This window comes from Streptomyces sp. NPDC006140, assembly GCF_040628815.1.
Taxonomy (GTDB): domain Bacteria; phylum Actinomycetota; class Actinomycetes; order Streptomycetales; family Streptomycetaceae; genus Streptomyces.
This window is the reverse complement of record NZ_JBEXTS010000020.1, coordinates 1-20,681: the sequence shown is the minus strand read 5'-3', so window position 1 is coordinate 20,681 and position 20,681 is coordinate 1. Positions and strand designations below refer to the sequence as shown.

At 72.8% G+C, this 20,681-nt stretch carries 17 protein-coding genes and 2 pseudogenes; 3 read left to right on the top strand and 16 right to left on the bottom strand.

Annotation, left to right across the window (positions count from 1 at the left end):
- Positions 1–14 precede the first annotated feature (14 nt).
- Entirely contained in the window at positions 15–449 is a 435-nt protein-coding gene (locus ABZ386_RS36160) for a hypothetical protein (RefSeq protein ID WP_114250052.1), read from the top strand.
- A 19-nt stretch (positions 450–468) separates the two neighbouring features.
- Here the strand turns inward: ABZ386_RS36160 and ABZ386_RS36155 are convergent, their stop codons facing one another.
- The 9 genes and pseudogenes from ABZ386_RS36155 to ABZ386_RS36115 form a co-directional block, all read right to left on the bottom strand.
- Positions 469–2,712, bottom strand: coding sequence for an FUSC family protein (locus ABZ386_RS36155; protein ID WP_351348378.1), 2,244 nt, complete (start codon positions 2,710–2,712; stop codon positions 469–471).
- Positions 2,713–2,803: 91 nt separating this feature from the next.
- Positions 2,804–4,177 carry an NAD(P)/FAD-dependent oxidoreductase gene (locus tag ABZ386_RS36150; protein WP_351348376.1) on the bottom strand — a complete coding sequence of 458 codons (1,374 nt, stop codon included), beginning with the start codon at positions 4,175–4,177 and terminating at the stop codon, positions 2,804–2,806.
- A gap of 208 nt (positions 4,178–4,385) precedes the next feature.
- Positions 4,386–6,113, bottom strand: a complete 1,728-nt coding sequence (locus ABZ386_RS36145; RefSeq protein WP_351348374.1) for a SpoIIE family protein phosphatase — start codon at positions 6,111–6,113, stop codon at positions 4,386–4,388.
- A pseudogene (locus tag ABZ386_RS36140) lies at positions 6,110–6,715 on the bottom strand (SpoIIE family protein phosphatase); the annotation flags it as partial. The pseudogene ABZ386_RS36140 and the gene ABZ386_RS36145, both read right to left, overlap by 4 nt.
- A 567-nt stretch (positions 6,716–7,282) precedes the next feature.
- Positions 7,283–7,696: pseudogene (locus tag ABZ386_RS36135) on the bottom strand (anti-sigma regulatory factor); the annotation flags it as partial.
- On the bottom strand, positions 7,696–8,136 hold the full coding sequence (locus ABZ386_RS36130) for an anti-sigma regulatory factor (RefSeq protein WP_114250049.1): 441 nt from the start codon (positions 8,134–8,136) through the stop codon (positions 7,696–7,698). The gene ABZ386_RS36130 and the pseudogene ABZ386_RS36135, both read right to left, overlap by 1 nt.
- Positions 8,136–8,555, bottom strand: a complete 420-nt coding sequence (locus ABZ386_RS36125) for an STAS domain-containing protein (protein ID WP_351348370.1) — start codon at positions 8,553–8,555, stop codon at positions 8,136–8,138. Before ABZ386_RS36125 ends, ABZ386_RS36130 begins: the two co-directional genes overlap by 1 nt.
- A complete protein-coding gene (locus ABZ386_RS36120) occupies positions 8,552–9,439 on the bottom strand; it encodes an STAS domain-containing protein (RefSeq protein WP_351348368.1) in 888 nt (295 codons plus the stop codon). The genes ABZ386_RS36125 and ABZ386_RS36120 overlap by 4 nt, the downstream gene beginning before the upstream one ends.
- A gap of 263 nt (positions 9,440–9,702) precedes the next feature.
- The gene (locus ABZ386_RS36115) at positions 9,703–10,104 is read right to left on the bottom strand and encodes an STAS domain-containing protein (protein WP_351348366.1); all 402 of its coding nucleotides are present in this window, start codon (positions 10,102–10,104) and stop codon (positions 9,703–9,705) included.
- Between the two features lie 345 nt (positions 10,105–10,449).
- Here ABZ386_RS36115 and ABZ386_RS36110 point away from each other — a divergent pair, with 345 nt between their 5' ends.
- On the top strand, positions 10,450–10,821 hold the full coding sequence (locus ABZ386_RS36110; protein ID WP_114250045.1) for a PRC-barrel domain containing protein: 372 nt from the start codon (positions 10,450–10,452) through the stop codon (positions 10,819–10,821).
- A 38-nt stretch (positions 10,822–10,859) separates the two neighbouring features.
- Here the strand turns inward: ABZ386_RS36110 and ABZ386_RS36105 are convergent, their stop codons facing one another.
- Together ABZ386_RS36105 and ABZ386_RS36100 are read right to left on the bottom strand one after the other, a co-directional pair.
- Positions 10,860–11,294 carry an ATP-binding protein gene (locus ABZ386_RS36105; RefSeq protein ID WP_031118746.1) on the bottom strand — a complete coding sequence of 145 codons (435 nt, stop codon included), beginning with the start codon at positions 11,292–11,294 and terminating at the stop codon, positions 10,860–10,862.
- Between the two features lie 116 nt (positions 11,295–11,410).
- Positions 11,411–13,309: an AMP-dependent synthetase/ligase gene (locus ABZ386_RS36100; protein WP_351348363.1), complete on the bottom strand. Its 1,899-nt coding sequence runs from the start codon at positions 13,307–13,309 to the stop codon at positions 11,411–11,413.
- Positions 13,310–13,462: 153 nt separating this feature from the next.
- Here ABZ386_RS36100 and ABZ386_RS36095 point away from each other — a divergent pair, with 153 nt between their 5' ends.
- Positions 13,463–13,696 carry a DUF6480 family protein gene (locus ABZ386_RS36095; protein ID WP_351348361.1) on the top strand — a complete coding sequence of 78 codons (234 nt, stop codon included), beginning with the start codon at positions 13,463–13,465 and terminating at the stop codon, positions 13,694–13,696.
- 27 nt (positions 13,697–13,723) lie between these two features.
- Here the strand turns inward: ABZ386_RS36095 and ABZ386_RS36090 are convergent, their stop codons facing one another.
- The 5 genes from ABZ386_RS36090 to ABZ386_RS36070 all read right to left on the bottom strand — a co-directional run.
- A complete protein-coding gene (locus tag ABZ386_RS36090) occupies positions 13,724–14,812 on the bottom strand; it encodes a glutamate--cysteine ligase (protein WP_355721449.1) in 1,089 nt (362 codons plus the stop codon).
- Between the two features lie 109 nt (positions 14,813–14,921).
- On the bottom strand, positions 14,922–17,129 hold the full coding sequence (gene glgB, locus ABZ386_RS36085) for a 1,4-alpha-glucan branching enzyme (protein WP_358967818.1): 2,208 nt from the start codon (positions 17,127–17,129) through the stop codon (positions 14,922–14,924).
- A 3-nt stretch (positions 17,130–17,132) separates the two neighbouring features.
- On the bottom strand, positions 17,133–18,503 hold the full coding sequence (locus tag ABZ386_RS36080) for a maltokinase (RefSeq protein ID WP_351348355.1): 1,371 nt from the start codon (positions 18,501–18,503) through the stop codon (positions 17,133–17,135).
- Between the two features lie 28 nt (positions 18,504–18,531).
- Entirely contained in the window at positions 18,532–20,250 is a 1,719-nt protein-coding gene (treS, locus tag ABZ386_RS36075; protein ID WP_114250040.1) for a maltose alpha-D-glucosyltransferase, read from the bottom strand.
- Positions 20,247–20,681: alpha-glucosidase C-terminal domain-containing protein (locus ABZ386_RS36070; RefSeq protein ID WP_358967814.1), on the bottom strand; the 435-nt coding region annotated here is incomplete at its 5' end. The genes treS and ABZ386_RS36070, both read right to left, overlap by 4 nt.

Below are 20,681 nucleotides of genomic sequence, written 5' to 3'. Positions count from 1 at the left end.
GGAACACGATGCGAATGAGCGATTCCGAGATTCCGCATGGCGACGACCGGCCCGTGGACATGTACCTGGACCTCCTGCGCATCCGGATGGACACCGAGGACTACCGCCTCCTGATGCGCGTGGTGGAACCGGTCCTCGAGGCGATCGACGAGGAACGCCTGTCCAGCCTCGACTTCGCCCTGGACTCCGGGGGCGGCGACGAACTGCCCCAGGAAGTCCGCGACGAGGTGGCCCTCGTCATCGCCACCGCCGTCACCGGCCGCCTGGACAACGAAGTGGTCGAACTCGACGTCGACGAGACCGGCCCGGTCAGGATCGTCACCGACGCGACCACCGCGTCCGACCCGGTCCGCCTCGGCGAGATAGCCGACTACATCAAGGAACGGCACCGGCAGACCGAGGAGCTGCGGGGCATCGCCGAGGTGAGCGGGCTGCCCACCGACTTCTGACCGGCGCGGGCCCCCGGCGTCACTGCCGAGGCGCCGCCACGGGCACGCCCAGCGGCCGGGCGAGGCCCACCACGGCCTCGTCCAGCCGCTCCAGATGCCGCAGCACGCGGTCGGTGATCCGCCCGTAGCGCGGTGTGCCGGCGTCGGAGCCCAGCAGCGAGGCGATGCTCGGCCCGGTCTCGATCTCGGCACCGGCGTGCTCGTCCGCGACGCGGGCGGCGATCGTCCCGATGTTGCGCACGGTGCGCCCGGCGGCCCCGCGCAGCCGCGGGTCCGCCGCGATCGAGGGATGCGTGGGCAGCAGCTCGGCGGTCGCCGCCAGGGTCCGCGCGTGGTACGCGCACGTCTCCAGCAGCGCCACCACGTACCGGGCGGTGTGGCGCCGGGCCCGCAGCGGCGTGACCGGGTGGGTCAGCGGCTGGGTGGCGGCCCGCAGGTCGGCCAGCGCCTGGTCCAGGTCGCGCGCCTTGTCCAGCAGCTCGTCCGCGGGTCCGCCGCTGAGCTGGCCGACCGCCCCCTCCGTGACGGCGGCCAGCCGGTCCAGCACGGTGCCGAGCAGCTCGTTCGTCCGGCGGTCCGTCCGCACCGGCAGCACCAGCGCCGCGGCGACCACCCCGCAGGCCGCGCCGAGCGCCGTCTCCTCGATCCGCAGCACGAGCACGTCGAGGCTGTAGGTGTGCAGCAGCGTGTACAGCAGCCCCAGCATCGCGGTGACGAAGAACGACATCAGCGTGTACGACAGCGGCGCCACGTAGAACATCGCGAAGATCAGCACCAGGACCAGCGCGAACGCCGTCCAGGTGTGCTGCCCGACCAGACCGGCCAGCACGATGCCGGCCACCACGCCGAACACCGTGCCCAGCAGCCGCCGGTAGCCCTTGACCAGGATCTCGCCCGTCGAGGCGGTGTTCAGAAAAACGATCCAGCACGTCAGCACGGCCCAGTACCAGCGCTGCGTGGACAGCAGCTCGCCGCCCACGATGGCCAGCGTCGACCCGACGGCGACCTGCACGGCCGCGCGCGTGGTGGGCCGCCGCAGCCCCGTCTCCTGCTCCTCCTGCGCCGCGTCCTCGCCGCCGTCGATCGCGGCGTCCTCCGCGTCCAGCTCCTCGCGGGAGCGGGCCGTGGCGGGGGAGTCGTCCGACTCGTCCTGCGGGCCGTCCAGCGCGATCCGCAACCCCAGCACCGCCCGCGCGGCCTCGCCGATGCCCCGGAAGACGTCCTGGACGGCGCTCGGGGCGGGCGGCAGGTTCTCCTCGTCCCGGTAGCCGAGCAGCCGGTTGCGCACATGGGCCAGCGCGGTGCCCGCGTCACCGCTGCCCGCCCGCAGCACCAGCGTGCGCAGCGCCAGCAGATCACGGCGGAGCGTGGCGGTGGCCTCGTCCGGCACGGCAGGCTGCCCCATCGACGGCGCGGGCGCGCCCGGCAGGTGCAGGGTCAGTGTGTCGGCCCGTTCGGCGCTGCGGGCCGACAGCAGCAGCAGACCCAGCCGCTCGGCGGCCACCTCGGCGTCCGCGATCCGGCGCTGCACCAGCCGCGCCACCGACTCGTCGGGCGTGCCCTCCTCCAGCCGCGCCTGGATCATCATCGCCGTCTCGTGCAGCCGCGCCGTGCCCTCGCGCACGGCGTCGAGCGCCTTGTCCATCTCGTCCGCGCCGGCGTCGAGCAGATCGAGCTGTGCGGACACCAGCTGCGCCAGCCGGGCCCGGAAGGCCAGCCGCAGGCGCAGCAGCACCCCCGCCGGAGTGGCGGGCACGACCGCGAACCGCATCACGGCACTGGAGCAGAACGCCAGGGCGATGGCGCCGCACAGCACGGGCAGCGCCGAGACGCTGGCGCCGACGAACAGGGACAGGAAGTAGACCTGGAAGCCGATCAGCCCCAGCGCGGTACCGCGGTCGCCGAACCGGCGGCCGTAGACCGCGCAGAAGATCAGGACGACGAAGAAGACGTCACCGACGACGAGACGCGAGTTCAGCACCGCGCCCAGGGACACCGACGCCAGCGCCACCGGCAGCCCCAGCGCCAGGGTCACCGCCTGCGCGCCGAGCTGCTTCTCCCGGATGGCGAAGGTGGCGACCATCGCCGCCATCGCCCCCGCCACCAGATGGTGCACGTCGGCCCGGAGCAGGGAGAGCACGGCCAGGGTGAGGGCGATGGCGCCGACCGTCCGCAGCCCGGCCGTCAGGCGCAGCAGGCCGGGGTCGGAGGCCGCGATCCGGTCCCGCAGTCGTGTCCGCACCGAGCGTCCCGCTGCCCTCACGCCGCCGCACTCTCTCCCGACTCGTCCTCACACCAAGATCCGCACCTCAGCATGTCATGCCACGAGCGGAAGCTCCCGTCCGGGCCGGGCGCTACTCCGGCCGGCCGGTCCCCTCGACCTGCTCCCGAACCTGCTCCGGCGTCAGATAGGCGTCGGTGTACTCGAAGTCCTTCAGCCGGGCCGCCTTGCGGGCCTGGAACCCCGTGCGGACGAAGTCGTCGCCGGCGACCGCGTTGAGCAGCCAGTTCGTCATCACCCGCGTCTTGGCCACGTTGGTGCGCAGCGCCGACCAGTGGTACCCGCGGGCCACGGCCTGGGCGGGCAGGCCGCGCAGTTCGATGCCCAGCGGTTTGGACACGGCGTCGGTGCCGCCCAGGTCGACGACGAGCCCGAGGTCCTTGTGGACGTACGGCTTCATCGCCTGGCCCCGCAGCGTCGCGATGACGTTGTCGGCGACGTGCCGGCCCTGCCGCAGGGCGTGCTGCGCGGTGGGCGGGCACATGGCGCTGTCGTCGCCCTTGGCCAGATCGGGCACGGCGGCCGAGTCGCCGAGCGCGAACACCCCGTCGTTGCCGGGCAGGTTCATCTCGGGGGCGACCGCCAGCCGTCCCTTCACCGTCTCCGCGCCGAGCGTGGCGATGAGGGGACTGGCGACGACCCCGGCGGTCCAGATGAGCGTGCGGGTCGGGATCACCCGCCCGTCGGTGAAGGTGACCTCCTCCGGGCCCGCCTTCGCGATGGAGGTGCCCAGGGAGATCTCGATGCCCCGCCGGCGCAGGATCTCCTGCGCGCTGCTGCCGAGCTTGTCGCCCAGCTCCGGCATCAGCTTCGGCGCGATGTCGATCAGATGCCACTTGATCAGCCCGGGGTCCAGCCGCGGGTAGCGCTTGACGGCGGCGTGCGTCAGGCGCTGCAGGCACGCCGCGGTCTCGGTGCCCGCGTAGCCGCCGCCGACCACCACGAACTGCAGCCGCGAGGCCCGCTCCTCGGGGTCCTGGCTCGCGTCGGCCAGGTCCAGCTGGGAGATGACGTGGTCACGGATGTACGCCGCCTCGGCGAGCGTCTTCATCCCGAACGCGTGCTCCGTCAGCCCCGGGATGTCGAAGGTCCGGGTGATGCTGCCGGGGGCCAGCACGATGTAGTCGTACGGCTCGTTGACGATCCGGTCGGTGATGGTGCGGATGACGCACACCTTCGCCTTCAGATCGACGCCGATGGCGCCGCCCGGAATGATCCGCGTGCGGTACTTCTTGCTGCGGCGCAGGGAGACGGCGATCGACTGCGGCGTCAGCACCCCGGAGGCGACCTGGGGGAGCAGCGGCAGGTAGAGCTGGTAGGCGAACGGCGTCACCAGCGTGACGTCGGCCTCGTCCGGGGAGAGTTTCCGTTCCAGACGGCGGACGCACTCCACGCCGGCGAAGCCTGCGCCAACCACCAGGATCCTGGGTCGTGTCACGGTGTTCATCCCTTTCTGCGGCTCCAGGCGGTCTGCCTCGAACGCCTTTCGACTGCCCCTGGATCGCCGGTTCGCACCCCTTCGATCCCACCCCGTGCCCGACCGGTACGCCAGTCGGACGCGGCATGCAGACGAACGCGTCGATCACCACCATGCCCGCACCGTGGCCGAAAAGCACCAGGCGGGAGTGAAGAACGCGTGCACACCGGGCTCGCCGTCAGGACGCGGCGTCCCCCCGGAGGTGACACAGCAGCAGGCACACGTCGTCGTCGCGCTCGGAGTCGCTCAGCAGCGGATGGAGGATCCGGTCCGCCGAGCCCCCCAGATCCGCGTCCAGCTCCCCGGAACGGAACCCGCCGAGCGCCGTGGCCAGCCGCCCGATGCCCGGGTCTATGCCCTGCGCACGCCGCTCCACCAGGCCGTCCGTGTACAGCGCGAGCGTCGAGCCGGGCGCCACGGGCACCGTGTGGTCGTCGATCTCCTGCGTGAGCGGGATGCCGAGCATGGCGCCGGGCTTGGCGTCCAGCACGCGTACGCTGCCGTCGGCCTGGCGCAGCACCGGCGGCGGATGACCCGCGGCGGCCCAGGTCAGCGTGGGCTCGTCCGGGTGGAACCGGGCGATGACGGCGGTGGCGTACAGATCCGGCTGCAGATGGTGCAGGAACCGGTGCAGCCGGGTCAGCAGCCGGCCGGGGCTGTCGCCGTCGACGGCGTACGCCCGCAGCGCGGTGCGCAACTGGCTCATCATGACGGCCGCGTGCAGACCGTGCCCGGTCACGTCGCCGACGACGGTGATGAGCCCGCCGTCCCGCTGCGGGAACGCGTCGTACCAGTCGCCGCCGATGTTCAGCCCGTGCGTGGCGGGCAGGTACCGCGCGGCCAGGCTGAGGCCGGGCGTGGCCGGCAGGTCCGTGAGCAGGGCGCGCTGCAGCGTCTCGGCGATGTCCCGGTTGTGCTCGAAGCGCCGGGCGTTGTCGATCGCGATGCTGGCCCGGCGGGTCAGCTCGATCAGCATCACCGCGTCGTCCGGGTCCCAGCGCGCACCGGGCGGCGACAGCGTCAGCACGCCCAGCGGCGCCCGCCGCGTCGGCAGCGGCACGCACAGCAGCGGCCGCGCGGGATCCAGCGCGGACGGCGGCTGGTCGTCGACCCCGGGCAGGTTGCCGGGATGGTCGGCGGCGTACTGGGGCCGCCCCGTGCGGGCCGCGACCACGGCGGCGGCCGGATGCGGCGCCGAGCGGTGCTTGTCGTCCTCCTGGTCGAACAGCCAGACGTCGACGCTGCTCGCGTACTCCGGCACCAGCAGGTCCGGCAGCCGGCGCACGATCTCCTCGTGGTTGAGGGAGGCCGTCAGCACGGCGCTCGCGTCCGCGAGGAACGTCAGCCTGCGGCGGGCGCTCTCCGCCTCGTTGCGGGCGCTGCGCTCGGCGGCGAAGGCCTCGCGCTGGGCCCGGCCCGCCGCGTCCAGCTCGGCGTGCAGCGCCAGGACGCCCTGGTTGGTCTGGTGCAGCTCCTCGCGGTGGAAGGCGACCAGGTCCTCCTGCTCGGTGAGCTTGTCCAGCACCACGGCCGTGTCCTCGTCGGCGCCGAGCAGCGCCTCCGCGAGGGCGGCCGGGTCGTCGGCGACGGCGCCGCCCTCCGCGGCCTGGGCCGCCTCCGGGCAGGGGACCGTGACCTCCCAGGGCGGTTCCCCGGCGGCGCACGCCTCCGGCGAGGGGGTCACCACGGCGTGCAGCAGGCCCTCCTCGGCGGGAGACCCCGCGAGGTTCAGGGTGAGCACCCAGGTGCCGCCCTTGGTGAGGCACTGCCGCAGATGGGCGCTGAGGGCGGTGGCCAGCCTGGTCCGTTCCAGGGTGGGCACACCGTAGGCCGCGGCCAGGCGCGCGAGGGCGATACGGGCGCGTGCCGCGTCGGTGACGGTGGTGATCTGCCAAGTGCGCATCATGGGCGGTCCGGCGGGGTCGGAGTCAGCACGGCCACGGCGGTGTCGTCCCGCACCGGGCGGGCGGGACTGCTCGCGTCACGTATCGTCACGGCGGCCGTCACGGCCGGATCGGCCGCCGGCAGACCGGCGTCGGACGGCGGCGTCCAGCGGCTGGGCAGACCGTCGGTGTGCAGGATCAGCAGCCGGTCGGGCGCCCAGTCGGCCTCCTCCTCGCGGAGGGTGGCGGGCCGGTGGACGCCGACGATGCCGGGCCGCGACAGCAGCGGACGCCAGGTGCCGTCCGCGCGCAGCCGGGCTCCCACGTTCCCGATGCCGGCGAACCGCAGCCGCCCGGCCCGCAGGTCGAGCTGGGCCACGGCGACGGCCGCGCCGCGGGTGCCCTTGAGCGCGTCGTGGAGCCGCCGCAGCGACTCGGCGGGGGAGAGGCGGGCCCAGCGGTGCAGCTCCGCGACAGCGACGGACGAGGCATGGGCCGCCTCCGGGCCGTGTCCCAGCCCGTCCGCCAGCATCAGCGTCACCCGGTCCCCGGACCGCACCCACGTCCACGCGTCACCCGAGTACTCGGCTCCGCCGTAGGGGATGTTCACGCCCCCGGCCCGCACGTCGCCGACGGGCGTGGAGGGCTCGGGCGCCGCACCGGCCCGGTCCGCATGTCCGGCTGCGCCGGCGCCGGGCAGCGGGCGATCCCATGGCGCACGGCCGCCCGGCTCGCCCTCCGGCGCGCCTGCGCCCGGCAGCGGGCGATCCACCGGCGTACGGCGGCCCGGCTCGTCCGCCGGCGCGCCGCCACCGGCGGACCCGCCGACCGGCAGGCCGGCGCCCCCCGCGGCACCGGACCCGGCCGGGTGCCCGGCCAGACCGCCGCACGCCACGGCGACCACCGGCGCGTCCGCCCGCGCATCGCCGCCCGGCCCGACACCCGGCCACGACGCGCCGTCGGCACCTGGGCCCTCGGGCGCACCCGGCCATGGCGCGCTGCCGGCACCTGGGCCCTCGGGCCCGCCCGGCCACGGCGCGCCACCGGCACCCGGGCCCTCGGGCCAGGCACCGGTGCCCCGGGTGCCCCGCGGGGATCCGCCCGGTGTGCCCGGCCCCGGGCCCCGCGACAGCCCGTCCGCCCACACCGTCACCGACGACCCCGCGGAGCCTGCTCCGCCCCGGGGCGTCGACCCCACGCGGGCCACCGCGACCGTGCCGCGGCCCGGCGTGCTGTGCAGGGCGAAGTCGTCGGCGAGACGCAGGCACGTGCCGAGCCCGGCCCCGAGCGAGCGGGTCGTGGAGAAGCCGTCGCGCACGGCCGCGGGAACGTCGGGAATGCCCGGCCCGTGGTCGATCGCGGCGATCTGCACGACCCGGGCCCGCGTCCGGCCGTCCACCGGCTCGGCCGGGTCCACGACGTCGATGAGCACCTGCCCGCCCTCGGCGTGCTTGAGCAGGTTCGTCGCCAGCTCGGTCGCGACCAGCGCGGCCGCGGCGGTGCGCCGCTCGTCCAGCCCGGCCAGCGCGGCCGCGCCCTCGGCGGCGACCCGCGCGTCGCGCACCCGGGTCGAGTCGCGCACCGGGACGTCCCACACGCGTGGCATCAGACCTCCTCGCGCGGACGCGGCGGCCGGCCCGCCCAGCAGGTCACCCGGACGGTCGTGCCCGCGCCGGGCGTGCTCTCGATGTCGAAGTCGTGCACCAGCCGGCGGGCCCCGCTCAGCCCCATCCCCAGCCCGCCGCCGGAGGTGTAGCCGTCGCTGAGCGCCTGGTCCAGGTCGGCGATGCCCGGCCCCTCGTCCGAGAAGGCCAGCCGCAGCCCCTGGGCGGTCCCGCTGCTGACGTGCGTCGCCTCCATCTGTCCGCCCCCGCCGTGCACGAGGGTGTTGCGGGCCAGCTCACTGGCCGCGGTGACGAGCTTGGTCTGCTCCACCAGGCCGAAGCCGAGCCGGGCAGCGGCCTGCCGCACATGCTGTCGCACCCACACAAGGTCCATGTCCGACCGGATGGGCAGGCAGGCCTCGACGCCCGCGGCAGTGTGCATCACGGACTCTCCTGACGCGGGCCGCCGGGACGGGTCAGCGGGGCCTGCTGCGCGAGGAGCTCCATGCCCGCCTCGGTGCTGAGCGCGGTGCTCAGCCCCGGCAGCGTCAGACCCAGTTCCACCAGGGTGATGGCGACCGCCGGGCGCATGCCGGCCACCACGGTGCGCGCGGCCAGCAGCCTGGCCTGCGCCGCGATCTCGGCCAGCACCCGGCCGAGGAAGGAGTCGACGATCTCCACGCCGGAGATGTCGATGAGGACACCGCGCACCCCGGTACGGGAGATCGTCTCCGTGAGGTCCTGCTGGAGCTGCTGCGCCGTGCTGTCGTGCAGGTCCCCCTGGAGCGTGACCAGCAGGACGTCGCCGAGCCGCAGCACCGGCACATGGCCTGTGACGGGTCGGGAGTACGCCTCGCTCACCGTTGACCCGCACCCGGGTTCACGATGTCCGCGCCGAGCTGGTGCAGTGCGTAACCCAGCGCGTCGGCGAGACTCGCCCGGGTGATCACGTCCAGGTCCAGACCGAGATGGACGATGGTCTGCGCGATGGCGGGGCGGATGCCCGAGACGATGCACTGGGCGCCCATCAGCCGCGCCGCGGCGACCGTCTTCATCAGGTGCTGCGCCACCAGCGAGTCGACGGTGGGCACACCGGTGATGTCGAGGATCGCGAACCGCGCGTGCTGGTCGACGACGGCGTTCAGCAGCGTCTCCATCACGATCTGGCTGCGGGCGCTGTCGAGCGTCCCGATCAGCGGCACGGCCACGATGCCGTCCCACAGCCGGATGACGGGCGTGGCCACCTCCATCAGCTGCATCCGCTGCCGGTCGCTGAGCGCCTGCCACTCGCTCAGCGCCGACTGCATCGCCACCAGCCGCAGGGTGCCCATCAGCACCGTCAGTGCGGTCGAACACGCCCGCAGGTGCTCGGGCGGCGCCTGTTCCAGATCCGCGGCCAGCAGGTTCTCGACGGGCGGCCGCAGGGCGGCCAGCTCGCTGGAGACCTGGGTGTTGGACAGCCCGGCCCGGGAGCGCGCCGCGCCCATCCGGGACAACTGCTCGCGCACCCCGCTGAAGCCGGCGGCGTCCGGGTCCTCCACCTGGTCCGAGTCGGCCACCTGCGCCAGCGCGTCCACGACGACCTTGCCCGCCTCCACCGCCTCGTCGCGCGAGACGGTGAACACCGTGCGGAACAAGGGCTCGTCCGCCCACCGCTGGGCGATCTGCTCCCGCCGTCGGTGCAGGAAGTCCCTGACCTCGTGCGTGGGCGTGGCGAGCTGTCCGTCCGCTTCGTGCTCCGGCACCTGGTTCTCTCCTCATCCGCGTTGCGTCGACCGAACCCGCTTCAGGCAACGAGACGGCGCTGTGACACTTGCCGGCCGACAACTCTAACCATGCCCCGACCTCGTACGACACCGGATCCGGCGCAAGCGATCCGGTTGAGGGCAACGGCGGTTGGCCACCGCCGTCACACCGTGCGAGGGGGGCGAGCCGCGTCCGGGCAGGGCGGAGCGAGGGCACCGGGCCGCCGGTTCCGCAGGCGCCGTGCCCCGGGGCACCCGGTCCGTCAGGCGCCCTGTCCCTCCGCCTCCTCGGGAGCCTGCGGCCCTTCGTCGACACGGGCCAGAGCCTCGTCCACGCTCTCCGATATCGGCACCGTGATGCTGACGCCGGTCAGGTCGAGGATGCGCCGCACGGCCGGGGTCGGATTGATGACGTGCACGCTGCCGGCGTTCCCGCGGGTCTCCTGGTACACCCGCAGGATGATGTTCATCCCCGACGAGTCCATGAACGGGACGGACGACATTTCGAGCAGGAAGTGCCGTCGGCCGTGGTGGAGTTGGTTGGCCAGATGGGCCTGGAACTCGGTCGCGGTGTCGACGTCCAGGTAGCCGTCGACCGTGATCAGGGCCACGTCCTCCCGGGGCAGTTCGACTTCCACGGACAGCGGGTTCTGGGCGAGGGGCACGGGTACCTCCAACAAGTGCTACGGCCTGGGCTGGTCACCTCCGGGGGTGACCGCGGTGCGGGGCGACGCCGGTCGTGTCGCGGACTCGAGTGCCGTTTCTCATGTGCCTCCCTTCACGGGGCTCCGAATGTCACCGCGCCCCCGCGATTACCCCGGGAACCGCCCTCCATTCCTCCCGATCCGAACATCGCCGGGGATCGCCCGGGATCCCCCCTGTCGCACGATGCGGGGCGGGTGCCCCGAATGCGCTTGCGACAGGGGGGTAATTGCTGCTGTGGAGCAGGCGGTCGGCATCCGGCCGCCAGGCTTCAGCGATCAGCACACCGCCAGGGAGGATGGGACAGCGTGGTCATCGACAGAATCTGGTCGTACGCGCCGGCAAGCGGTCACACCGAGGGGCAGGACCTGACCGGGTTCAGTGTCACCGCGACCGACGGCACGATCGGGCACGTGGACCGCGAGGCCGCCCCGCACGGCATGCGGCATCTGGTCGTCGACACCGGCGTCTGGGTGTTCGGCCGCAGCGTCCTGGTGCCCGCCGGGGTCGTCACCGGCATAGACACGCAGGCCCGGAAGATCACCCTGGCCTGCAGCAGGGGAGACGCCAAGGCGGCGCCCCGTTTCCAGACCGACAGCGAGACGAGGGACCGGGAGTACCTGACGGCCGTGGGCGACTACTACCACCGCCTGCCGCCGCGCGCGGCGACCTCGGTCTGAGCGGGTCACGGGCGCCTCGCGCCCGTGACGCTCCCGGCTCACCAGGGCAGGAACACGTGCACGTCCTTGCCCCGGTCGTCGGTCACCACGCTGACCTGGTCGCACAGGGTGTGGATCAGGTGCCAGCCGATGCCGCCGCCACCGCTGCGCGGATCGAAGGGGCGCGGGGCGGGCTCGGTGGTGCTGGTGTCGTGCAGGACCACGTGCACCCCGTCGAAGGTCCGGCGCATCCGCAGCGCGAACGGCCCCGGGGCGTACTGGACCGCGTTGGCGGCCAGTTCCGTCACCACCAACAGGATGTCGTCCCAGTACTCGGGGGCAGAGGGCGGCGAGGAGCGTGCCAGATCACGCAGGAACTCCTCCGCGGCCAGCCGCGCACCCGTCACGTCGTGCGGCTCGCCCACGAAGCTGTTCGTGCGGCTCGGGATCTCCTCGGAGGTCAGTGCGTCATCCCCACGCGGCTCGGTTGACATATCGCCTTTCCGGCCCGGCGTCAGCAAGGGCTGTCGTCAGGGCTGTCGTCCTTTCTCTTGCGTCGCCACTGTTGCGTGTTCCCGAGGGGGCGAGGCCTACGCGTCCGGGTGCGTGGTCAGCGGAACACGCTGTCCGAATCGTCCCAGTACGACGGTTCGTCCACGGCGCTCCGCCGCCCAGGACGCCTGCGGGACTGGTACATCGCGTCGATCTCGGAGGCGTAGTGCCGCACGATCTCGTCCCGGCGCAGCTTCATCGACGGGGTCAGCAGCCCGTTGCTCACGTCGAACGGCTCCGGCAGCACCCGGAACACCCGGATCGACTCCGACCGGGACACCGCGCTGTTGGCCGCAGCCACGGCCCGCGCGACCTCCTCCCGCAGCGCGTTCTCCTCCCGCGCCTCCCGCATCTCGCCCTGCAGCGCCAGCGCCGCCCGCCAGTGCGCCAGGAACTCCGGATCCAGCGTGATCAGGGCACCCACACACGGCCGGTCGTCGCCCACGACCACCGCCTGGTGGATGAGCGGGTGCATCCGCAGCCGCTGCTCCAGGGCGAGCGGAGCGACGCTCTTGCCGCTGCTGGTGATGATGATGTCCTTCTTGCGGCCGGTGATCGTCAGATAGCCCTCCGAGTCCAGCTGCCCGAGGTCCCCGGTCGCCAGCCAGCCCCCGCGCAGCGCGGCCCGGGTGGCGGCCTCGTCGCCCACGTACCCCTGGAACACCGACGGGCCGCGCACCAGGATCTCCCCGTCGTCGGCCACCCGGATCTCCGTGCCCGGCAGCGCCTGCCCGACCGTCCCGGACTTCTCCCGGCCCAGCGGCTGCATCGTCACCCCGCCGGCGGTCTCCGTCAGGCCGTACCCGTCGTGCACGTAGATGCCGATGCCCTCGTAGAAGAGGGACAGGTCGCGGCTGAGGGACGAGCCGCCGGAGGTCGCCCGCCGTACCCGGCCGCCCAGCGCGGACCGCAGCCGGCGGTACACCGTGCGCTCGTACAGGGCGTGCTGCAACCGCAGGTCGAAGGCGGGCCCGCGGCCCCGTCCCAGCCGCTGGCGCTCCAGGGCCGCGGCGAAGTCCCGCGCCGTCTCGGCGGCCCGCTCGAAGAGCCCGCCGTGACCGCCCTGCTGGGCCGTGCGCAGGAAGTTCTTGTAGATCTTCTCCAGGACCGAGGGGACCGCGTAGAGGTACGTGGGCCGGAAGGAACGCAGCGCCGACGACAGCGCCTCGGCGCTCAGGTCGGCCTGGTGCCCCATCAGCAGACCGCCGCGCACGCACACGTTCTGGATCATCAGTCCGTACACGTGGGAGAAGGGCAGGAACGCGAGGACCGAGCCCTGCTCCCCGCGTGCGGCCGCCGTGTGCCCCCAGCCGGCCAGCACCGTGTCGCACGGGCCGGCCAGATTGCGGTGGCTCAGCGCGCAGCCCCGCGCGTGGCCGCTCGTGCCGGAGGTGTAGGCGATGACGGCCGTGGAGTCCGGCAGGACGATGCGGCGCATCGAGTCGACCGTGGCCAGCGGGACGGCCTCCCCGCGCTCCGTCAGCTCCGCCGGCGCGCCCGTGTCCAGCTGCCAGACGTGGCGCAGCAGCGGCAGCGACGCGCACACCGAGCCGACGGTCATCACGCCCTGCTCGTCCTCGACCACGACGGCCACGCAGCGGGAGTCCCGCAGGATCCACTCCACCTGGTCGCGCGAGGACGTCGGGTACACCGGGACGACCTCGGCGCCCACCGCCCACAGCGCGTAGCAGAAGACCGTCCACTCGTACCGGGTGCGCGCCATGATCGCCACGCGGTGGCCCGGCGCGATCCCGGAGGCGATCAGGCCCTTGGCCACGTCCACCACCTCGTCGCGCAGCTCGATCGCCGTCACCTCCTCCCACACGGCGGAGGCGGGGTCGGTACGGCGGGCGAGCATCGGCCGGGTGGGTTCGCGGTCCGCCGCCTCGAAGACGCTGTCGGCGAGCCCGCCGGTCAGCGGGGCGACGGCCGGTGGAGCGAGGCCGACATCACGCATGCACTGCTCCTGACATGTACGGGGTGTGACATTGCCGACGGGTACCGTCATCGGCGCGGTGCTCGAATGTAGTCGAGGCGGGACCCTCCGAGTCGGGAAATACGGAAGTGGGACCCCCTGATGATCCGGGCGCGATCGGGGGACCCGGACGACATGAGTCACATCAATCCCGATCCCGAACCAGAGCGCACCACCGGCCTGGAGCCGGGTGGCGGCGTGCCGCCGGGCGAGACCCCGCCCGCGGAGAGCAGCCTGCCCGAGGCGGGGCCCCGGGAGACGCACAACCCGCCCAAGGGCTGGGCCAAGGGACCGATGACGCTGATCATCGTGCTCGTGGTGCTGATCGCGGCGTTCTTCCTGGCCTACGCCCTCGTCCTGATCCTGTGAACCCGCGCCCGGGCAGGGCGGGGCGTCTCACGCCTGCGTGTGGCGGACGCACTCGGTGACGACGTCCCGCAGGCTCCCCGTGCGCTCGTACAGCTCCCGCTGCACCTGGGCGCCGTTGCCGTCCCGCAGCAGTTCCTCGCACCCGGTCCGGGCCCGCTCCAGGTCACCGGTGTCCGCGAGGGCTTCCTCGACGTGTTCCAGCAGGGCCCGCACGACGGCTTCGGCGGGCATGCGCCGCATGGTCGCGGGGTGCAGCAGCTCGCCCGTGAGACCGGACCGGGCCGCCTGCCAGTCGGCCAGCCGCAGCAGGCTGACACTGTGGTCGAGCGGCTCCCGGCCGGCCCGCCACTCGCGTGCGGCGGTCTCGACCAGCCCGCGGATCAGGGTGGCGAGCAGCACGGCCGTACCCGAGTGCAGGCAGACGTCCGAGACCCGGATCTCCACCGTCGGGTACCGCTGGGACAGCCGCGCGTCGAAGTAGATCATCCCGTCGTCGAGCAGGGCACCGGTGGCCACCATGTCCGCGATCAGCCGGTGGTACCGCTCCGCCGAGCCGAAGATCTCGGTCGGGCCGGCCGACGGCCAGCGCAGCCACACCCGGCTGCGGTAGCTGCTGTACCCGGAGTCCTTGCCCTGCCAGAACGGCGAGTTCGCGCTGAGCGCCTTCACGACCTGCAGCCAGGGCCGCACCCGGTCGATGACCGCGACGCCCTCCTCGTCGGATTCGACCGCCACATGCACATGGCAGCCCAGGACGAGCTGCTCCCGGGTGGCGATGCCGTACTGCTCCGCCATCCACTGGTACCGCCGGTTGACGCCGACGGCGGGGCTCACCGGCAGCGGGGAGGTGGCGAGCGCCGCCACCGTGCAGCCGATCTCCCCGGCGTGCCGTGCGGCCTCCTTGCGGCAGCGGACGATCTCCGCGCGCAGGGCCTCCATGGACGACTGCGGATGGGTGGCGAACTCCAGCATCTGCTCGTGGAGTTCCTTCTCGAACATGTCCTGATCCGCGTCGTCCTGCGCCGCCCGGGCGAGCACCGCAGCGGACAGTGCCCGCGGGTCCCCGGTCTCCGGATCGACCAGGAGGAGTTCCTCCTCCACTCCGACGGTGCGCACCCTGATGCCCGCCCTTCTGTGCCTGCCGCGTCGACCACCGGGTTGTCCCGGTGGTACGACCACCAGTGCCCCTCACAGGCGGTGGGACACCTGGCGGAACGGCAGGACTTCACACAGCGAACGGCGTCAGCCACACGGTGGCCAGCGGAGGCAGCGTGATCCGGACACAGCCGTCCTCCGGTTTGACCGGATCCGCGTTGGTCACGCCGCTGCCGCCGTAGCGCGCGTCGTCGGTGTTGAGGGTCTCCCGCCAGGCGACGACGTCACCCGGCACCCAGAGGCCGTAGTCGTGCCGGACGACGGGGGAGAAGTTCGACACCGCCAGCAGCGGGTTGCCCTCGGCGTCGTACCGGAGGAACGCGAAGACGTTGTCGTCCGCGGAGTCCACCGCCACCCACCGGAAGCCCTCCGGCCGGGTGTCGCACTGCCACAGCGCGGGCGTCGCCCGGTAGACCGCGTTCAGGTCGCGGACCAGATCGCGCACGCCCCGGTGGTCGCCCGCCGAGTGGTAGCCCTCGTCGAGCAGCCACCACTCCGGCCCCTGCTCCACGGACCACTCGGCCCCCTGCGCGAACTCCTGCCCCATGAACAGCAACTGCTTGCCGGGGTGGCCCCACATGTAGCCGAGGTAGGCGCGGACGTTCGCGCGCCGCTGCCACCAGTCGCCCGGCATCTTCGACACCAGCGCCTGCTTGCCGTGCACCACCTCGTCGTGGGAGATCGGCAGGACGTAGTTCTCGCTGTGGGCGTACACCATCGAGAACGTCATCTCGTGGTGGTGGTACTTGCGGTGCACCGGCTCGTGGGAGATGTACTCCAGCGAGTCGTGCATCCAGCCCATGTTCCACTTCAGCCCGAAGCCGAGCCCGCCGGTGTCGGTGGGCCGGGTCACCCCGCCCCAGGCGGTGGACTCCTCGGCGATGGTGACGACGCCCGGGGCCCGCCGGTACACGGTCGCGTTCATCTCCTGCAGGAACGCCATGGCCGCCAGGTCCTCCCGGCCGCCGTAGGCGTTGGGCTCCCACTGGCCGTCCTCGCGGCTGTAGTCCAGGTAGAGCATCGAGGCCACCGCGTCCACGCGCAGCCCGTCGATGTGGAACTCCTCGCACCAGTAGACCGCGTTGGCCACCAGGAAGTTGCGCACCTCGGTCCGGCCGAAGTCGAACTCGTACGTGCCCCAGTCCGGGTGCTCGGCGCGCCGCTCGTTCCCGGGCTCGTACAGCGGGTCCCCGTCGAAGCGGGCCAGCGCCCAGTCGTCCTTCGGGAAGTGCGCCGGCACCCAGTCCATGATCACGCCGAGGCCGGCCCGGTGGCAGGCGTCGACGAAGTACCGGAAGTCGTCCGGGGAGCCCAGCCGCGCGGTCGGCGCGTAGAACCCGGTGACCTGGTAGCCCCAGGAGCCGTGGAAGGGGTGCTCGGCGACCGGCATCAGCTCCACGTGCGTGAAGCCGAGGTCCTTGACGTAGCGGGGGAGTTCCTCGGCGAGCTGCCGGTAGGTCAGCCCCGGGCGCCAGGACGGCAGGTGCACCTCGTACACCGAGAACGGCGCCTCGTGCACGGGCGTGTCGGCGCGGTGCGCCATCCACTCGGCGTCGCCCCACTCGTAGTGCGAGGCCGTCACGATCGACGCCGTGTTGGGCGGCTCCTCGCAGCGGCGGGCCATCGGGTCCGCCTTGAGGAAGCGGTGGCCGTACCGGGAGTGGATCTCGAACTTGTACGCGGTGCCCTCGCCGACGCCCGGCAGGAACAGCTCCCACACGCCGGACGCGCCGAGCGAGCGCATCGGGAACTGCGTCCCGTCCCAGTAGGTGAAGTCCGTGGCGACCCGCACGCCCTGCGCGTTCGGCGCCCACACGGTGAACCGGGTGCCGGGCACGCCCTCGTGGGTCATCGGCTGCGCGCCGAGCGCCTGCCACAGCTGCTCGTGCCGGCCCTCGCGGATCAGGTGCAGGTCGAGCTCGCCGAGCGCGGGCAGGAAGCGGTACGGGTCGTGCACCTCCTGCTCACCGCCGTCGTACGCCACGTGCAGCGTGTACGCGGGGATCGCCGCCAGGGGCAGCACGCCAGAGAAGAGGCCGTCGCCCTCCGAGGCGAGGGCGGTGCGCTGCCCGTCGATCACCACGCTCACGGAGCGGGCGAAGGGGCGCAGCGCCCGGAACACGATCCCGCCGGGCACCGGGTGGGCGCCCAGCAGGGCGTGCGGATCGTGGTGGGCGCCCGCCAGCAGGCGTCCCCGGTCCTCGGGGCTCAGGGCGGGCGCGGTGGTGCCCGGGACCGGGCCGGACGGCTCCGGGATTGAGGTGTCCTTCAGGGCCACGGCTCAGTCTCCTCTCACGGCGAGGCGCTCGATCGCCGCCATCGGTACAGGCAGCCAGTCGGGGCGGTGCCGTGCCTCGTACAGCACCTCGTACACGGCCCGGTCCGTCTCGTAGGCGCGGAGCAGTCCGTGCTTCTTGCGGGGGTCCCAGCCGGCGCGGCCGGCGTAGCCCGCGCAGTAGGCCTCGCGGCAGCGGCGGGCCCACTCCGGGCGCCAGGGGCGGCGCTGCCGGGCGGCGTAGTCGAAGGAGCGCAGCATCCCGGCGATGTCCCGCACGGGGGAGTGGGCGCTGCGCCGTTCGGAGAGCGGCCGGGACGGCTCGCCCTCGAAGTCGATGACGAACCACTCGCGTCCGGCCCGTAGCACCTGCCCCAGGTGCAGATCGCCGTGGATGCGCTGGGCGGGCGGCCCCACGTCGCAGGTGGTCAGGGCGGCGAACGCGGCCCGCAGGCCCGGCACGAACGGCTGGAGCGCGGGCACGCAGTGCGCGGCGGCGGTCAGGCGCTCGTTCATCGCGGCGGCCGTCCGCCCGTTCTCCCCCGGCTCGCCGACCGGGAAGGCCGAGGCCAGCGCGAGGTGCACCTCCGCCGTGGCCGCGCCCAGCGCCCGGGCGTGGGCCGTGAAGTCGTCCCCGGCGGCCAGCGCGTGCAGCGCCAGCGTCCAGCCGTCGGAGGCGTCCCGCAGATACGGCTGCAGCACGCCGAGGGTGGCCTTGAACGGGTGCTTGGTCTGGAACCAGGCCACGGGCGCCGGGACACGGTGGCAGCCCTGGCGGGCCAGCGCCCCCGGCACCTCCAGGTCCGGGTTGACGCCCGGCTGGATGCGCCGGAAGACCTTGAGGATGTACTCGTCGCCGTAGACCAGCGAGGAGTTGGACTGCTCGGCGTCCAGCAGGCGCGGCACCAGTCCGGCGGGCACCTGCTGGTCCGCGTCGCAGTCGAAGCGCAGCGGGCCCGCCGTGCCGGGGTGCCGCAGCCGGTCCAGCAGGAGCTGGGCCGAACGGGGGTCGTGCAGCGCGTCGTAGACCGTCAGGCCGGCGAGCGGCCCGTCCTGCACCTGCCCGATCAGCGCCCGTCCGAGGCGCGGCGACGGATGCTCCCGTACGCCGAGCAGCAGCTGGTAGCAGTCCCCGGCCGGGGGCGCCCCGCCGGGGGAGGGCACGCCGGTGTGGCCGGCGTGCCCGGCGTGGACCAGCAGGTGCAGACAGCCCGGGAAGAGCTCGGTCATCGACAGCAGGCCGAGCTCCGTGACGGGCCGGTCCTTGCCCGCGAACCAGCGCTGCCTGGGCAGCCAGTCGCGCAGCAGCCCGCCGAGCGACTCCATGGGCTCGGCCAGGCGCGTGAGGCCCGGGCGGAGGGATGCGGTCTTCGGCATGGTCACGCCTCCTTTCGTCGGCGCATGCTCACAGTCGCCGGCCGATGCGCGATGCGACTCGAGTGAGCCGGAACCAGTAGAAGCCGTGGCCCCCGAGGGTCAGCAGGTACGGAAGTTCACCGATGGCCGGGAAGCGGACCCCGCCGAACAGCTCCACCGGATGGCGCCCGGCGAACTCGCGCAGGTCGAGTTCGGTCGGCTGGGCGAACCGCGCGAAGTTGTTCACGCACAGCACCAGGTCGTCCTCGTACTCCCGCAGGAACGCCAGCACCGCCGGGTTGGAGGAGGACAGTTCGGTGTACGAGCCGAGTCCGAAGGCCGGGTTCTGCTTGCGGATCTCGATCATGCGGCGGGTCCAGTGCAGAAGTGACGAGGGCGAGGACATCGACGCCTCGACGTTGGTCACCTGGTGGCCGTAGACCGGGTCCATGATCGCCGGCAGGAAGAGGCGGCCCGGGTCGCAGGTGGAGAACCCGGCGTTGCGGTCCGGGGTCCACTGCATCGGGGTCCGGACGGCGTCGCGGTCGCCGAGCCAGATGTTGTCGCCCATGCCGATCTCGTCGCCGTAGTACAGGATCGGCGAGCCCGGCAGGGCCAGCAGGAGCGCGGTGAACAGCTCGATGGTGTGCCGGTCGTTGTCCAGCAGGGGAGCCAGCCGCCTGCGGATGCCGATGTTGGCGCGCATCCGCGGGTCCTTGGCGTACTCGGCCCACATGTAGTCGCGCTCTTCGTCGGTGACCATCTCCAGGGTCAGCTCGTCGTGGTTGCGCAGGAACATGCCCCACTGGCAGCCCGAGGGAATGGCCGGGGTCTTGGCCAGGATCTCGGAGACCGGGTAGCGGGACTCGCGGCGGACGGCCATGAAGATGCGCGGCATGACCGGGAAGTGGAACGCCATGTGGCACTCGTCGCCGCCGGTCGCGTAGTCGCCGAAGTAGTCGACGACGTCCTCGGGCCACTGGTTGGCCTCGGCGAGCAGCACGGTGTCCGGGTACTGCGCGTCGATCTCGCGGCGGACCCGCTTGAGGAAGGCGTGCGTGGCGGGCAGGTTCTCGCAGTTGGTGTCCTCGGCGGCGTAGAGATACGGCACAGCGTCCAGCCGGAAGCCGTCGATGCCGAGGTCCAGCCAGAACTTCAGCGCGGCCAGGATCTCCTCCTGGACGCGCGGGTTCTCGTAGTTGAGGTCGGGCTGGTGCGAGAAGAAGCGGTGGAAGAAGTACTGGCCGCGCACGGGGTCGAAGGTCCAGTTGGACGTCTCGGTGTCGACGAAGATGATCCGGGCGTCCGGATAGCCCTTGTCGTCGTCGGCCCACATGTAGTAGTCGCCGTAGGGCCCGTCGGGGTCCTTGCGTGATTCCTGGAACCACGGGTGCTGGTCGCTGGTGTGGTTCATGACGAAGTCGATGATCACGCGCATGCCGCGCTGGTGGGCGGCGTCGACGAACTCCACGAAGTCGGCGAGGTCGCCGAACTCCGGCAGTACGGCGGTGTAGTCGGAGACGTCGTAGCCGCCGTCGCGCAGGGGCGACTTGAAGAAGGGCGGCAGCCACAGGCAGTCGACGCCCAGCCACTGGAGGTAGTCGAGCTTGGCGGTCAGGCCCTTCAGGTCACCGACGCCGTCGCCGTTGCTGTCCTGGAACGAGCGGACGAGCACCTCGTAGAAGACGGCGCGTTTGAACCACTCCGGGTCGCGGTCCCTGACGGGAGTGTCCTCGAAAGTGTCCAGCACGGGCTCGTTCACGGTCATGACGTTCCTGCCCCTCCGTTCCCTTGCGCGGCGGGCGGCGACTGGACGTGGAACACGTGCGCCGGAGCCCGCCCCGGCTCCAGGCGCACGTAGTTGCGGCGACCCCAGTGGTAGGTCTCGCCGGTGAGTTCGTCGCGCACCGGCACCGACGCGTGCCAGTCCAGGCCGAGTCGTGGCATGTCGAGCGAGACCGTGGCCTCCTGGGCGTGGTGCGGGTCGAGGTTGGCGACCACCAGGACCACGTCGGACCCGGTGCGCTTGCTGTACGCGATGAGGGCGTCGTTGTCGGTGTGGTGGAAGCGGAGGTTCCGGAGCCGGCGCAGCGCGGGGTGTTCCCGCCGGATGGTGTTGAGCCGGGTCAGCAGCGGGGCGATGGTGCGGCCCTCGCGTGCGGCGGCCGCCCAGTCGCGGGGCCTGAGCTGGTACTTCTC

Coding starts and splice junctions, on each gene's coding strand:
- treS (WP_114250040.1), bottom strand. CDS start 20,250: ATGACCGTGAACGAGCCCGTGCTGGACACTTTCGAGGACACTCCCGTC.
- ABZ386_RS36100 (WP_351348363.1), bottom strand. CDS start 13,309: ATGCGTGATGTCGGCCTCGCTCCACCGGCCGTCGCCCCGCTGACCGGC.
- ABZ386_RS36150 (WP_351348376.1), bottom strand. CDS start 4,177: ATGAACACCGTGACACGACCCAGGATCCTGGTGGTTGGCGCAGGCTTC.
- ABZ386_RS36080 (WP_351348355.1), bottom strand. CDS start 18,503: ATGCCGAAGACCGCATCCCTCCGCCCGGGCCTCACGCGCCTGGCCGAG.
- ABZ386_RS36160 (WP_114250052.1), top strand. CDS start 15: ATGAGCGATTCCGAGATTCCGCATGGCGACGACCGGCCCGTGGACATG.
- ABZ386_RS36105 (WP_031118746.1), bottom strand. CDS start 11,294: ATGTCAACCGAGCCGCGTGGGGATGACGCACTGACCTCCGAGGAGATC.
- ABZ386_RS36130 (WP_114250049.1), bottom strand. CDS start 8,136: ATGCACACTGCCGCGGGCGTCGAGGCCTGCCTGCCCATCCGGTCGGAC.
- ABZ386_RS36095 (WP_351348361.1), top strand. CDS start 13,463: ATGAGTCACATCAATCCCGATCCCGAACCAGAGCGCACCACCGGCCTG.
- ABZ386_RS36145 (WP_351348374.1), bottom strand. CDS start 6,113: ATGATGCGCACTTGGCAGATCACCACCGTCACCGACGCGGCACGCGCC.